Annotated in this window: 10 protein-coding genes; 6 read left to right on the forward strand and 4 right to left on the reverse strand. The window is 71.3% G+C overall.

The genetic code is table 11. From position 1 onward, the window contains the following. The first annotated feature begins 75 nt into the window (after positions 1-75). Together OV207_RS01780 and OV207_RS01785 are read left to right on the forward strand one after the other, a co-directional pair. A complete protein-coding gene (locus OV207_RS01780; protein ID WP_267552022.1) occupies positions 76-954 on the forward strand; it encodes a hypothetical protein in 879 nt (292 codons plus the stop codon). Between the two features lie 205 nt (positions 955-1,159). Next, positions 1,160-1,699: a hypothetical protein gene (locus tag OV207_RS01785; protein ID WP_267552024.1), complete on the forward strand. Its 540-nt coding sequence runs from the start codon at positions 1,160-1,162 to the stop codon at positions 1,697-1,699. 5 nt (positions 1,700-1,704) lie between these two features. Here the strand turns inward: OV207_RS01785 and OV207_RS01790 are convergent, their stop codons facing one another. From OV207_RS01790 to OV207_RS01805, 4 genes are all read right to left on the reverse strand, one after another. Beyond that, a complete protein-coding gene (locus OV207_RS01790; protein ID WP_267552025.1) occupies positions 1,705-4,497 on the reverse strand; it encodes a putative Ig domain-containing protein in 2,793 nt (930 codons plus the stop codon). A 178-nt stretch (positions 4,498-4,675) separates the two neighbouring features. Continuing rightward, positions 4,676-6,625, reverse strand: coding sequence for an Ig-like domain-containing protein (locus tag OV207_RS01795; RefSeq protein ID WP_267552026.1), 1,950 nt, complete (start codon positions 6,623-6,625; stop codon positions 4,676-4,678). A 131-nt stretch (positions 6,626-6,756) separates the two neighbouring features. Beyond that, positions 6,757-8,178: an IgA Peptidase M64 gene (locus tag OV207_RS01800; RefSeq protein WP_267552027.1), complete on the reverse strand. Its 1,422-nt coding sequence runs from the start codon at positions 8,176-8,178 to the stop codon at positions 6,757-6,759. 51 nt (positions 8,179-8,229) lie between these two features. Further along, positions 8,230-9,780, reverse strand: coding sequence for a PEGA domain-containing protein (locus OV207_RS01805; RefSeq protein WP_267552029.1), 1,551 nt, complete (start codon positions 9,778-9,780; stop codon positions 8,230-8,232). A gap of 270 nt (positions 9,781-10,050) precedes the next feature. Here OV207_RS01805 and OV207_RS01810 point away from each other — a divergent pair, with 270 nt between their 5' ends. From OV207_RS01810 to OV207_RS01825, 4 genes are all read left to right on the forward strand, one after another. Further along, the gene (locus OV207_RS01810; protein WP_267552031.1) at positions 10,051-11,055 is read left to right on the forward strand and encodes an SDR family oxidoreductase; all 1,005 of its coding nucleotides are present in this window, start codon (positions 10,051-10,053) and stop codon (positions 11,053-11,055) included. 84 nt (positions 11,056-11,139) lie between these two features. Further along, positions 11,140-12,141: a diacylglycerol/lipid kinase family protein gene (locus OV207_RS01815; protein ID WP_193346068.1), complete on the forward strand. Its 1,002-nt coding sequence runs from the start codon at positions 11,140-11,142 to the stop codon at positions 12,139-12,141. A 124-nt stretch (positions 12,142-12,265) separates the two neighbouring features. Beyond that, positions 12,266-12,955 carry an NUDIX hydrolase gene (locus OV207_RS01820; RefSeq protein WP_120627027.1) on the forward strand — a complete coding sequence of 230 codons (690 nt, stop codon included), beginning with the start codon at positions 12,266-12,268 and terminating at the stop codon, positions 12,953-12,955. Positions 12,956-13,148: 193 nt separating this feature from the next. Beyond that, complete coding sequence (locus OV207_RS01825) at positions 13,149-13,952, forward strand: protein phosphatase 2C domain-containing protein (RefSeq protein WP_267552035.1); 804 nt, start codon at positions 13,149-13,151, stop codon at positions 13,950-13,952. Positions 13,953-13,956: the final 4 nt, after the last annotated feature.

A 13,956-nucleotide genomic window follows, 5' to 3' on the forward strand; every position in this document is an offset into this window, starting at 1 on the left:
TGTTTCATGAAGCCCCTGGCGCCGCGTCTTGCCTTGGCCCAAGGTCCTTTCATGTCCCATCTTCGTGGCGTCCCGATGCTCGCAGCCCTTGTGTTGCTCCCCCTCTTCTCCGGATGTTCGGAGCCAGAGTGCACGAAGGATCGCGACTGCGCGGCCCGTGGGCCTGACATCGTCTGTGTCGACGAAGTCTGTGTTCAGTCTCCCGCGACGGATGCGGGACAGACGGACGCGGGCGCGGATGGCGGCGTGAGCGACGCGGGCACGGATGCGGGACAGGCGGATGCGGGCGCGGATGCCGGCGTGAGCGACGCGGGCACGGATGCTGGCACCAGCCTGTCAGGAGCCTCGCTGCGCATCACCGAGATCAACCCCTCACTTGAGGAGGATCTCATCGAGCTGGTGGCCGTGCGCGGCGGGACGTTGGCTGGCATCTCCCTCCTGGAGCTGACCAACTCCGGGTTCAGCTTCACCTTCCCGCAGGGCTTCACCGTGGAGGCCGGAGCCGTGGTGCTGCTCCACCTCGGAGGCGGCTGCTCCGACACGCCCGGGGCGCCGGCCGCCTGTGGCCAGACGGCGCCCTTCAGCGCGCAGGCCTGGGACTTCAGCGTGGCGGGCTCGCTGAGCTACTCCGGCAAGGTGTTCGAGCTCCTGGCGGCGGATGGCTCGCCCGTGGATGGCGTCCCCTTCGTCGAGGCCTCCGGCGCGATGCCCAACGGAACGGCCGCGGCGGTCCGGCAGCTGCAAGCCGACAGGGTCTGGGATGCGACCCCCTGTATCGACAATCCCCAGTCGGAGTTCGCCAGGGACCGCTACTGCCGCAACATCGCGGTGAACTGGTCCGGCCTGGGCGCCGCCTCCAGTGTCATGCGGATTGGCGGCGCCACCCCCCTGGCCACCCCCGGGATGGCGACGCAGTGGAGCGGTCCGCTGCCCTCGCGCTGGGGCATCTACTGAGCCCTCCGCGACCCGCTGTCACCGGATCCTTCGCCTGCTGGCCTGCCCTCCAGTCAGGGAGGGCGGGCTCCCCGCCGGTCGAGCCCCAGGTCTGACGGCCGTGGTTCCCGGCGGAACGAGCCATCCGCATGTTTTCCGGAAGGAGTCTGGGAATCGGGCCCGGTGTGTCACGGGCCCCTTCGCACGGAGCGGGAGGACGTGGCCAATGCGTGGAATGCGCGGGACGGCGGGCCTGCTGGTGCTGGGCCTCGTGGGGCTGGGGAGCGCCTGGGCGTGTGGAGACGCGGCGCCGAAACCAGAAGGCCCCTCCGCCAAGCACCGTGAGGGACGCTCGGAAGTCCTGCGCGGGCTGATGGCCTCCAAGGAGCGGGTGGCCCCCGACAACCTGAAGGCGACGGGTGGGGAGGCCGCGGGGACGCCCATGGCCGGGCAGCCGACGCCCGAGGGCACGGGCGGCTCCGGACGCCCCGAACTCCAGGGCTGGGCTGCGGGCCGCGTCTCCTGGGTGGGGGACGACGAGGTGCTCTTCGTGGATGGCCAGGGCGAAGAGCGCGAGGTCGTGGTCGAGCCAGGCGCGAGGCTGCGCCGGGATGAACAACTGGCGGAGCTGCGCGACTTGAGGGAAGGCGACGAGATCCGCGTCACCTACGAGGCCACGGGCAAGGGATGGCTGGCCCTCGACCTGGAGGCGGTGCCCGCGCGCAAGGCACCGGAGCCCGAGCCCGTCCCCCCGCCCCTCCGGTAGACTGCCTAGAAGGCACCCCCATCCGCGCGGCGCCCCGGCGAGGACGTGAGGCCGGGGGACAGCGTGGTGTGCAGCACGAAGCCCGCGTCGGGCGTCATGTCCGGGGAGCGGTTGATGGACACGTCGTCCACGGTGCTCCCGTAGCCGTAGGTGTCCACGACGCCACCGTCGACGCGCCTCAATTGCACCGTGTCCGAGGTGTTGTTGAGGCTCAGCGTCCCACCCGAAGCCGCGACGGTGTCGGGCGTGCCGGGGGGGAAGCCCGCGGGGCCGCCGAAGACGACCAGGGCCCGGCCCGGCGCGAGCACCGTGCCCGGCGCGAAGACATGCCGGGAGGCCGTGGCATCCCACAGGCTCCAGCGGGACAGGTCCACGGGGGCGGGGCCGGCGTTGTAGAGCTCGACGAACTCGAAGTCGGTGTTGCCGGGCGCGGGCTCGTTGGCGAGCAGCTCGTTGATGAACACGCGCGGCGGCGTGCGCGTGAACCAGAGCGCCGCGGGGCCCATGTCGAAGCGCGAGTCCTCCGCGGTGTCCACCACGCGCACGCGCACCGTGGAGCTCTCCATGTCGGGCACGGTCCACGCATGGGCGCCCACGTCCGCGCGCACCGAAGGGGCGATGACGCTCCAGTTCTCGCCGCCGTCGTAGGAGAGCTCGACGCGCACGGTGTCCACGCCCGAGGAGCGCCAGGTGACGGTCAGCGTCTCGCCCTTCACGAAGGTGCCGCCCAGGGGCGCGGTGAGCTTCACGCGCGGGCCGGCGGGGCCGCTGAAGTCATAGCGGGTGAGGACGGGGTAGTGGTCGCTGACGGCGCCGCCGTAGTCCGGGACGGTCGTGTCGGGGCGGAGCACCTGGACCTCGCCGGGCACGGCCTCGATGGTCATCTCGTCGGTGGCGAGCGTGTGGTCGATGACCTCGTCGAACTCCACGGTGGTGCGGGTGTTGGTGTCGGTCAGCGGGTGGGTGATGAACGTGTAGCGCGTGGGGTCGTCGAGGAAGTTCGCGAACGGCGTGGGGCGCGGCGTGCCGTTGTCCTTGGAGATGGAGTGGTCCAGGTCGTCGTTCCAGTCGCCAATGACGAGCACGCGCGCTTCGGGCAGCCAGACGTCCAGGTAGTTCTTCAGCGCGGCGGCGGACCGGAGGCGCTGCTCGTAGGAGGTCAGGTCCTCGAAGGCCTTCAGGTGCACGACGATGACGACCAGCGGCGCGTCCTCGCCGTGGATGCGGGTGGTGAAGTCCACGCGCAGGGGCGGGCGTCCACCGAAGTCCGCGGCCTGCGCGGTGAGGATGATCTGCGCGCTGCGGTAGGTGAGGGTGCTGTCGTAGAGGATGCCCGGCTTCTGCTCCCCGGCGGAGTACAGCGACGTGCCGCTCAACACATACGTGGGGTTGTTGGCGAGGAAGCCGCTGTAGCCGGGCAGCCCCGCCTTGAGGGTGTCGAAGTCGGCGGTGTCCACCATCTCCACCAGGCCCCAGACGTGGGCGTTGGCGGCGCCCATCACGTCCCGGGCGCCCGCGACCTGGAGATCATCCGCCAGACCTCCGTCGGAGGTGGAGCGCGGCGGTCCCTGGTTGGGGGCGCCGAACCACTCCAGGTTCCAGTGGCCCACGGTGAACAGGCTCGGGGGCGCGAGCACCGTCAACGGCAGGCGGCGCGACACCGTCTGCCCCGTCGCGTCGCGCGCGGTGACGATGAAGGGCACGGTGCCCGCGGCGGTGGGCACCCCGGACAGGGTGCCATTGGACGTCAGGGACAGGCCCGCGGCCAGCGTGCCGGTGAAGCTCCAGGTGTACGGCGGACTTCCTCCCGACGCGGCGAGCGTGGCGGAGTAGGGGTCGCCCACGCGCCCGTCCGCGAGCCGCTGGGTCTTCAGCTCGAAGTCCCGGGAGGCGATGAACAGGGACAGCTCGCGTGAGGCCTTCCGGCCATTGGCATCGCTGACGGTGACGGTGAAGGCCGGACCCTCCGAGGTGAGAGTGCCCGACAGGACGCCCTCCCCGGACAGGGTGAGCCCCGGAGGCAGCGCACCGGGCGCGGCGGTCCAGGAGAGCGGGGCCCTGCCCCCGGTCGCCGTCAGCGTGGCGGAGTAGGGCTGCGCCGCGTCGGCCTCCGGCAGCGTGGTGGTCGTGATGGACGGCAGCGGCAGGACGGACAGCGCCTGCGTCCAGGACGCCGCGCGGCCCGAGTCCTGGACGCCCACGGTGAGGACGGCGCTCCCCGGCGCGGTGGGCACCCCGGACAGGCTCCCCACGGCTTCGAGTCGCAGGCCCTCCGGCAGCGTGCTCCCGGTGCTCCAGGTGGGGGCGACAGCGCCGTCCGGCGCGCGGAAGGTCCAGGCGTAGGGTTCGGAGACATAGGCGTCCGGAAGCGGGGCGAACGCGGTGCCGCTGACTCGCAGGGACAGCGTCTGTTCGACGCGGGTGCCCCGGGCGTCCTGCACCTCCACCGTGAACGTGCTGTCACCGGAGAAGCGCGGGGTGCCCGTCAATACACCCTCGGAGGACAGCGCGAGCCCGTCCACGGGCGGGCCCAGCGTCACCCGCCAGGCGTAGGGCGACTGGCCTCCGGAGGCCGTGAGCGTGGCCTGATAGGGCACGAGCGCGGCGGCGGGTTCCAGGCTCGCGGCGGTGATGGCGAGCGGGGGAAACAGGCCACCATCGGTGGGCACGCCGCTGTCGGGAATCTGGCCTGCATCCACGGGCACGCCGCTGTCGGGGGGCGTGGGACCCGGACCGGAACCAGGACAGGCGACGAGCAGCAGGGCCAGCAGCGGAGCGAGAACGCGAAGAGGAGCCATGGGGCCATCCGAGCCGGGCGCCGGGGTTCGCCGAGGGCTCCAGACAGAGGCCCACGCGATGGCGGGCGGCGCGTCCCGACAGGGGACAGCGTGACATATCCACAGGCCGACAAGAAGAAGGGCCGTGATCCCCAGAGAGGATCACGGCCCTGTCACTTCAGGACGTCAGCGGCGGCGACTACGGGGTCGGCGCACCGGGCGTCAGCGTGCCCACGAACTTGAAGTCCGCGTCGTTGTTGTTCGTGTCGTTCCCGTTCGGAACGCGCTGCAGCGAACCGACGTTGGTGCCCGAGTCCGAGGCCGAGGTGCGCGTCCCCTCCTCGAAGTTCAGCGTCTTTTCGCCCGCGGCCGTGGCGATGTTGAACGTGGCGTTCTGGGTGCCCGGCTCGTAGAAGAGGCTGTCGAGCAGCACGCCCGTTGCGTTCTGGACCAGGCCCACGCCGTCACCGAAGCCGTTCTGGATGACATCGGTGTTCGGGGTGCCGGCCTCGGTGGACTTGATGATGAGCCGCAGCGTGCCAGCCGGCAGGGTCACGGTATCGAAGAACGGCTGGGGCGCCGCGATGAGGTAGCCGCCCGCGGGCAGCGACGTGGCCGGCTGGCCGGCCGCGTCCTTCGTGTCGGACAGGGCGAAGCGGAGGTACTCCGCGCGCGGGGCCGTCGGGCCGGCATTGCCGTTGACGAACAGCAGGAGCACGTCGCTCAGGTCCACCGCCGCAGTGCCGCGGTTGTGGATCTCCACGAACTCCGCACCCTGGTTGTCGGTGCCCACGTTGTCGTAGTCGACCTCGTTGATGACCAGCGAGGCCCCGGCGGGGGGCGGCGTCAGGCTGGTGAACGTCGCGCTGTTGGCCGCGGCGTCCAGGACCTTGCCGGCGGTGTCCTTCACCTCGCCGTTGACGGTCAGGGTGTACGGGGTGCTCGGCGGCAGGGCGTCCGTCGTCAGGGCGACCTGGTTGCCATTGACGGTCGCGGCGGAGATGGCCGCGGCCGGCGCCAGGGTGAAGTCCGTGGCCTGCACGGTGCTCGCGTCCAGCTTGCGGTCGAACGTCAGCTGCACTTCCGTCGTGCTCGAAGCGCGCGCCTCGGTGAGCTTGGGAGCGGGGCAGGAGTTCACGATGAGCTGCTCCGGCCGGAACACGGACACCTGGCTCTGGAGGTTGAAGCGCCAGACGATGCCCGTGGGCACGGTCACGTCGCAGCCCGCCGTCAGGTCCAGGTCCGAGGAGATGGTCGACGGAACGCGCAGGCGCAGGTTGCTGGCCGTGGGCTCACCCGCCGTGTCCACGGCGAAGCCGGTGAAGCCAGCGCCGCTGCCGGCACCCGCCTCCAGCTTGCCGGACACGCTCACCAGCCGGCTCTCGAACGTCGCGGCCGTGCCGCCGTCCTCGAAGCTGTCCACGCCGGACACGTCCACCTTGAGGCCCGGAGGCGTCTGGGTATCCAGGTTCCACACGCCGTGGTTGCGGCTCACGACCACCAGGTCCGTGACGGTCTTCACCACGTTGCGCGCGGTGGTGACTTCCTTGTCCGTGACGTTCAGCGTCACGCGGTCACCCACGGCGACCGCCGTGGCGGAAGCGGAGCCCAGCACGAACACGGCCGGCCCGTTCGCCTCGGCCTGCAGGAAGAAGCCGCCCGCCTCGGTGCTGCCCGTCACGGCGGGCTTCACGTAGGTGACGTACGCGCCGCTGATGGGCAGCGCGGGACTCTGCGCGCCCGCCGCCGCGGCGAGGACCGCGGTGATCTGCGTGCTCGTCTCCGTGGAGGGCGTGGTGACGCCGGAGGCCTCGCAGGTGTTCGTCTGGACGTTGCACGCCTGCTCCAGGGAGCAGGCCGGGGTGCACGCCGTGGGGCCGGTGCCCGGGTCCGTGCCCGCGTCGGTGCCGGCATCCGTCGTGGTGCCCGCGTCCGTGCCCGCGTCGACTTCCGTGCCCGCGTCCTCCTCGGGTGCCGGCGTCAGCGTGCGCAGCTCGCACTTGTTCTCGACACAGGCGTAGACCTGTCCCGCGGGCGGCGTGCCCTTGTCGCGACAGTCGAACTGATCAATGCACTCATCTCCACAACCCGTACCGACCGTGACGAACACGGTGGTCACGAGCGCCGGCAGCCAGCTCCGCTTCAGCATGTGAATGCCTCCCATTGGGGGTTCCAGATTGCAGACTGCGTTCCCCTTACACCTGAAAACGCCGGGTCGTCCATTTGCCCAACCCCCTGCCACATCCCTGTCACGCACAGGACCCTTGGAAACTCTGAAAGTCAGGGACTCTTCTGCGTCTGGGCACGGGCCGGGCCCGCGTAGAGGTCAATGACCTCGGTGATGCCGCGCTGACACACGGAGCAAAAAGGCACGCGGTCGCGGGTGAACATCACGCAGTCCGTTTGCGGACGGTAGTAGCCGCGCGACTCGTAGTTCGCGCCCTCGTAGGCCCCCACCTTCCCGGCGACCTTCAGCGCGCCCAGGAACTTCTCCTCCCAGTCCCGCTGGGCCATGAAGAGGGCATCCATCTCCGCTTCCGGCTTACGTTCCGCGCGAATCTTCTGCCGGCGCTGCTGCACCTGCACGGAGTGCGCGTCGAACGCGGCCTGGTTCCACGGCGTGGGGATGGGCGTGCCCGGGGACACCAGGTCCTTCCACTTGAGCTGGGCGGGGTCCTTGAGGGCGGTGACGTTCTTCTCCCACGGCTCCACCCGGTCCTCGGGCGCGGGGCCGTAGACGGACGCGGAGGAGTAGTACTCGTCCGCGAGCCCCGCGAAGTGGTGGCCGAACTCGTGGACGAAGACGTACGGGGCCCAGAGGCTGTCGGCCGCGACGGTGCCGAAGAGGTTGAAGATGCCGCCGCCGCCGTAGGTGTTGCCGTTGGACAGGATCTCCACGAACTCGTAGGGCGCGAAGGCAGCGGTGTCCCGCAGGGCGGCGTTGTCGAAGGTGAGGATGTAGCGCTCCGCGCCGAACGCGTCGTAGGTGGAGCCCAGGGGCGGGCGGCGGTGGATGCCGGTGGAGGGCCGGGAGATGCCGGACTCGGCCGCCACGGGCACCAGGCCCCAGACGTTGAAGTCCCCCTTGCGCTCCTTGAAGGGTGAATAGCTGAAGAGGATGTCCAGCATCCGCCGCGCGTCCTTCTCGAACTTGGGGCGCTCGGCCTGCGTGTAGCCGTCCCCCAGGATGAGGAAGTCCACCTTGTCCTGCGACGGGCCGCTCTCCAGGAACTTGATCAACGCGCCCGGCGCGGGCGGGGAGGACGTGTCGACGAAGGGGTCCTTCGGATCCACGACCAGCGACCACACCTCGCGAAAGGCGTTCTGGGCGTCGCGCTTCTTCAGCAGGACCTGGACGGGCTGGTCCGGGAAGGGGAAGCGCAGCGACTCGCTGAAGGTGCGGTGGCCCTGCTTCGCCTCGCCCGTCAGCTCCCACTCGCCGAAGATGGACGCGAAGCCGCGCGAGTACAGCAGCCGGTTCGTCTTCCGGTCCCGCACCTCGAAGAAGTACTTGCCCAGGTTGGTTTCATCCAGGGCCCGGGCGGGGTGGCCCGGCCAGGGCAGGGGCTCCACGACGAGCCGCTCCAGGCTGAAGCGCTCCTCGGTGGCGTTGCCGGTGTGGAAGTAGTCGACGCGGAACGTCCGGGGCGCGGCGAGGGCGGTGCTCGCCGTGAGCAGCAGCAGGAAGAGGGAGGCGCGCATGGGGCGGCACTCTATGCGCACGCCCCCAACGCTTCTCGCGGGAACGTCCGCTCAGAACGACCCGGAGACACTCGCCGCCGCGCCCGTGCCGTCCGCCGCGATGCCCACGCTGAGGGCGGGCGGCGGCTTCGCGGGCGAGGACACGAGGAAGAGCACCGCCCCGGTGACGACCGCCGCGCCACCGCCGACGAGCAGGCCCGTCATCAGGTGGCTCTTCTTCACCAGCGCGTCGCGCAGCGCGACGGTCTGGGCGTCCGTGCCCACCAGCCGGCCGTCGTTCGCCGCGCGGCGGGCCTCCAGGCCGTCCAGGTCCTTCTGGGCCAGGAGCCGCACGACGCCCGCGCCGGCCAGGGCCGCCGCGCCCACGCCCACCGTCACGTAGGACGCCGTGCGCAGGCCCTTCCCGGACGGAGCGGCGCTGTCGGACAGCTCCGTCTCCTCCGACAGCCGGTGGGGGGCGGTGAGCTCCGCGCCCGTGCTGGCGCCCGCCGCGCCGCGCCCTCCCGCGTCCCAGGGGGCCCGGCCGTTGGCGCTCACCACGAGGTTCGAGGGCGAGCGCCCGGTGGTCACGAAGTCCACGAGCGCGTTGAGCGCCTCGCTGGGGGCGTCCAGGCCCTGCGTCTTGAAGCCGCCCTCGCGCAGCTTCTGCCCGCCCTCGACGTTGAGCACCGTGGCGGCGAACCACTTGGGCCCGCTGCTCGGACGCTCCAGCCGCACCACGATGACCTCCTCCACGCCGAGCGTGCCGCCCAGGCGCACCGCGTGGCTCAGCGTGCGCTCCTCGTTGCCGTCCGCGATGGCGAGGCACGGGAAGGGCGCGGCCGTCACCGACCCTTCGTAGGCCAGGTCCACCAGCAGCGGCGTGTCCACGCCCTGGACCTGCACCTGGCGGGGGAAGCTCGCCACGTCCCCCTTCACCATGGAGAGTTCATACGCCCCGGCGGGAAGCTCCAGGGTGAGCGGCGTCTGGCCCATGCCCAGGCCGTCCAGGTACACGTCCGACGCCGGCAGCGTGGACTTCACCGACAGCTTCACCTTCGGGGCCCGCGCCAGGTCGCGGCGCAGCTTGTCGAACGCCTGTCGCAGGGAGGGGGCGTACTGGTCCGGGTCCAACTGGTACTTCGGCTGGAGGCGCAGGACCTGGAGGAAGGCCGCGTCGCTGTCCCGGGTCTTGCCGAGCGCCCGGTGGTTGAGCCCCTGCAGCAGCAGCGCGCGCACGAAGAGCTTCCAGCGCGCCTCGCCCCCCGGCAGGCGCTGGATGTCGCGCAGCGCGTCGTCCAGCAGCTGGGTCGCCTTGGCGTTGCGCCCCTCGTAGAACTGGTCCTGCGCGGCGTCCAACTGCCGCTGCAGCTCCTCGAAGGAGCGCGAGGGGGCGGGGAAGAGCCGCTCGCCGAACTCCGGGGCGCCCAGCACGCGCTGCTCGGGGCGGGCGCGCAGCGAGTCGTAGAACGCCTTCGACTGGCCGCTCAGCTCCGCGTCCCGGCAGTCGCCGCTGGAGACCACCAGCCGGTGGGGGGCGGCCTGCGCGGCGGCGCACAGCAGGCACAACAGCAGCGCGAACGGGGTCGGCTTCGAAACGAAGGTCAGGGACGCGGAGCGCATGGGCACGTGGGAGTGGAAGGGATGCCGGGGCCAGGATGCAGCCCGCGTTCCGTCCTCTATCGGACTGCCCGCCCTCCAGGCCAGCGACCCCGGACCGTCGCTCCCGGTCCCGGAGGCTGGACGCCTGTCCGGATTGTGGGCCCCCTGCTCCGTCGGTTGCCCTCCGGGTGAGCCACCGGAGGCATGGGTACGACTCCTGCTCCATCCCCACTTTGCGACGTGGAGCGTCACGCGCGACGCCCATCGAACCCTTCTAGAGGACCCCATCCCATGGATCGCGCCTGGAAGAAGAAGGTCATCGTCATCACCGGAGCCTCGAGCGGCATTGGCCGGACCACCGCGCTGCTGCTGGCCAGGAAGGGCGCGCACGTGGTGCTCGCCGCGCGCCGGGAGGAGCCGCTGGAGGACCTGGCGGCTGAGTGCGAGGCCCTGGGCGTCCAGGCCCTCGTCGTGCCTACCGACGTGGCGGACGCCGCGTCCGTGCGCCACCTGGCGGAGGAGGCCGTGCGCGTCTTCGGCCACTTCAACGGGTGGGTGAACAACGCGGGCGTCTACATGCTGGGCAGCCTGGAGGAGACGCCGGACGACGCGTTCCGCCAGCTCATGGAGACCAACTTCTTCGGCACGGTGAGCGGCGCGCGCGCGGCGCTGGGCCAGTTCCGCCGCCAGGGCTACGGGACGCTCGTCAACGTGTCCTCCGCCTTTGGCACCATGCCCGCGCCGTACCTGAGCGCCTACGTGGCCTCCAAGTTCGCGGTGCGCGGCTTCTCCGCGTCGCTGCGCCAGGAGCTGCTGCGCACCGGCATCGACGTGTGCACGGTGATGCCCGCCGCCATCGACACGCCCCTGTGGCGCCACACCGCCAACTACACCGGCTGGCGCATCCGCCCGGTGGAGCCCGTCTACTCGCCGGAGCGCGTGGCCCGCACCATCCTGCGCGTGCTGCGCCACCCCGAACCGGAGGTCCTCGTCGGCCCCTCGGCGAAGAGCTTCTCGGCGATGCACGGGCTGCTGCCCGGCACCTTCGAGCGCACCATGCGCGCCGACATGGACGCCCTGCACTTCAAGGACGAGCGGCAGGGCCCCACGCCCGGCAACGTCTTCCAGCCCATGCCCGAGGGCACCGGGACTTCAGGCGGTTACCACGGGGCCGGAAAACAATGGCTGCGCCGTCTTCTGGTGGCCGGAGGACTGGCCGCCGCGGTGGTGTCCCTGCGTCGCCGTGCGAGCGACCGTGGCCTGGGTCTGAGGCTTTCCCACGCGCTGGGGGTGTGATGGCCATGTTTCGGGGGGGAGCCCCCATCCCGGGGGCTTCCGTGACGGGGCCATGACATGACCTGGGGAAGAGTCGCGCCCGCCATGAACATCGCCGTCCTCGTCAATCTGCGTGCGCGTAAAGGCTCCGAGGGCATGGGCGGACTCGTCCGTGACCTGCTCCCCCGGGCCCGGGTGGCCCTCACCCGCTCCCTCGAAGAAGCGCGGGAGTGGGTGGATCAACTGCGGCACGACCCGCCCAACCTGCTGCTGGCGGGCGGAGGGGACGGCACCATCACCGGCCTGCTCAACGAGCTGCGCGCCCAGGGCGTGGCCCTGCCCGCCATCGGCGTGCTGCCGCTGGGCACGGGCAACGCGTGGGCCCGCGTCACCGGCGCGCCCCGTCCCCAGGTGGCCCTCAAGCAGATCGCCGCGTATGGCGAGCGGCTGCCGCCGCTGCGTCCCTTCTCGCTGGTGCGGGTGGAGGGCCGGGTGGCGCCCTTCGCGGGCACCGGCTGGGACGCGGAGATGATCCAGGACTTCAAGAACCAGCTCGCCTCGGCCGGGCCGCTCAAGAGTTCGCAGGCGGGCCTGCGCGGCTACCTGGGCGCCATGTTCACCCGCACGGTGCCCCGGCACCTGTTTGGCGACGGCAACCCGAACGTGTCCGTCTACAACCTGGGCGGCTCCGCGCTGACCGTGGACGCGACGGGCGCGGTGCGGCCCATTCCCAACGGCGGCGAGGGCGCGCTCCTGTACCAGGGGCCCGCGGGCGTGGCCGGCGCGGCCACCACGACGGAGTGGGGCTTCGGCTTCAAGGCGTTCCCCTTCGCGCAGGCGGTGCCCCACCGGCTGTCGGTGCGCGTGTACGGCGCCGGGGTGATGGAGGCCACGCGCAACATGTTCCGCCTGTGGCGCGGTGAGCACCCCATGCCGCGCATGCACGACTTCTTCGTGGAGCGCCTGCGCATGGACTTCGACCGCGACGTGCCCTTCCAGATGGGCGGCGACGTGCTGGGCATGCGTCGTTCGCTGGAGTTCGACCTGGCCGAGGAGAGCGTCCAGCTCGTCGACTGGCGCCGCCTGGGCCGCCTCCTGCAAGCGTAGTCGCCGTCCCCGGCCCGGCCCCCTTCGCGCGAAGGCGCTTGCCCCCACCGTGTCCACTGGACACGATGCTGGCCTGCCGCGCGCGAAGGTCGTCACCGGGCGGAAGCACGGAGGGTGTCCCCACATGAGCCACACCTATGAGTACCCGCGCCCGGCGGTGACGGTGGACTGCGTCGTCTTCGGGTTGGACGACGAGGACCTCAAGGTGCTGCTCATCCAGCGCGGGGTGGAGCCCTACGCGGGGCGGTGGGCGCTGCCCGGCGGCTTCGTGCGCATGGAGGAGTCCCTGGAGGACGCCGCGCGCCGCGAGCTGGAGGAGGAGGCGGGCCTGCGCACCAGCCACCTGGAGCAGCTCTACACGTTCGGTGCCCCGGAGCGGGACCCCCGGGGCCGCGTCATCACGGTGGCGTACTTCGCGCTGGTGAAGCTCAGCGCCCACCACCTGCAGGCGGCCACCGACGCGCGCGAGGCGGCGTGGTTCTCCGTCTGGGACACGCCCAAGCTCGCGTTCGACCACGCGGAGGTGCTCGCCACCGCGCTGCAACGGCTCAAGGGCAAGGTGCGCTACCAGCCCATCGGCTTTGAGCTGCTGCCGCCCAAGTTCACCCTGTCGCAGCTCCAGCGGCTGTACGAGACGGTGCTGGAGCGCGAGCTGGACAAGCGCAACTTCCGCAAGAAGATCCTCGCCATGGACCTGCTGGAGGAGCTGGACGAGGTGGAGCAGGACGTGTCCCACCGCGCCGCCCGCCTCTACCGGTTCGACCACAAGAAGTACAAACAGCTCGAGAAGGCCGGCTTCAACTTCGAGCTCTGAGGGGCCTCCTCCACACCTGTTGACGACCGCGCTCCAGAGCACCCCGGAGTGCCGGAGCCGCGCGTCGCCTTGACTTCGTGTCATATGGACACTATCTTGATGTCGTAGATACACGAAGCTGGAGGCGGCCGCCGGCCGCTTCTTCTCCAGCAGGTCCCTGTCGTGCGTGCCCTTCGAGGGCCACGGGAGAGCCATGTCCACGCTGCCCTTCGACGTCGCGGTGGGTTCGGTGCAGGGCCGGGAGCATGCGCGGTCGGGGCGCAACAACCAGGACGCCCTCTGTGTCCGGGAGAGCGAGCACGGGCTGGTGGCGCTGGTGGCGGACGGGTGTGGCAGTCAGCCGTGCAGCGAGCTGGGGGCGCAGCTGGGGGTGCGGCGGCTGGCGCAGGCGGCGCAGGCGCGGCTGGCGCGCGGGGAGGCGGTGGACGGGGAGGGCTTCCTGCCGGGGCTGCGTGACGACCTGCTGGGGCTGCTGGAGGGCCTGGGCGCGGCGCTGGGCCGGGACGTGCTGGGGGACTTCCTCTTCACCATCGTGGGGGCGGTGGTGACGCCCGCGCACACGCTCGTCTTCTCGTCGGGGGACGGGGTGTGGATGCTCAACGGAGCGGTGCACGCGCTGGGGCCGTTCCCAGGCAACGCGCCCCCGTACCTGGCCTATGCGCTCCTGCGTGGCGAGGACGTGCCGCTGGTGTCACGCGCGCTGGTGCCCACCGACGACGTGCACGTGCTGCTGCTGGGCACGGATGGGGTGGGGGACCTGATGGCCCTGGCGGCGGCGCGGCTGCCCGAGCGCGACGAGCCGGTGGGGCCGCTGTCGCGGTTCTGGACGGAGGACCGCTACTTCACGAACCCGGACGTGGTGCGACGGCGACTCGCGCAGCTCAACCGCGAGGCGGTGCGCGCGGACTTCACGGAGCGGCGGCTGCTGCGCACGCCGGGCCTGCTGTCGGATGACACCACGCTGGTGGTGCTGCGTCGGCGGATGGGGAGGGCGTGAGGCC

This window comes from Corallococcus sp. BB11-1 (genome assembly GCF_026626625.1).
GTDB lineage: Bacteria > Myxococcota > Myxococcia > Myxococcales > Myxococcaceae > Corallococcus > Corallococcus soli.

Excerpts from the sequence above, each read along its gene's own strand:
- OV207_RS01820 (WP_120627027.1), top strand. The coding sequence starts at position 12,266 with ATGAGCCACACCTATGAGTACCCGCGCCCGGCGGTGACGGTGGACTGC.
- OV207_RS01790 (WP_267552025.1), bottom strand. The coding sequence starts at position 4,497 with ATGGCTCCTCTTCGCGTTCTCGCTCCGCTGCTGGCCCTGCTGCTCGTC.
- OV207_RS01825 (WP_267552035.1), top strand. The coding sequence starts at position 13,149 with ATGTCCACGCTGCCCTTCGACGTCGCGGTGGGTTCGGTGCAGGGCCGG.
- OV207_RS01780 (WP_267552022.1), top strand. The coding sequence starts at position 76 with ATGCTCGCAGCCCTTGTGTTGCTCCCCCTCTTCTCCGGATGTTCGGAG.
- OV207_RS01800 (WP_267552027.1), bottom strand. The coding sequence starts at position 8,178 with ATGCGCGCCTCCCTCTTCCTGCTGCTGCTCACGGCGAGCACCGCCCTC.
- OV207_RS01815 (WP_193346068.1), top strand. The coding sequence starts at position 11,140 with ATGAACATCGCCGTCCTCGTCAATCTGCGTGCGCGTAAAGGCTCCGAG.
- OV207_RS01785 (WP_267552024.1), top strand. The coding sequence starts at position 1,160 with ATGCGTGGAATGCGCGGGACGGCGGGCCTGCTGGTGCTGGGCCTCGTG.
- OV207_RS01805 (WP_267552029.1), bottom strand. The coding sequence starts at position 9,780 with ATGCGCTCCGCGTCCCTGACCTTCGTTTCGAAGCCGACCCCGTTCGCG.
- OV207_RS01795 (WP_267552026.1), bottom strand. The coding sequence starts at position 6,625 with ATGCTGAAGCGGAGCTGGCTGCCGGCGCTCGTGACCACCGTGTTCGTC.
- OV207_RS01810 (WP_267552031.1), top strand. The coding sequence starts at position 10,051 with ATGGATCGCGCCTGGAAGAAGAAGGTCATCGTCATCACCGGAGCCTCG.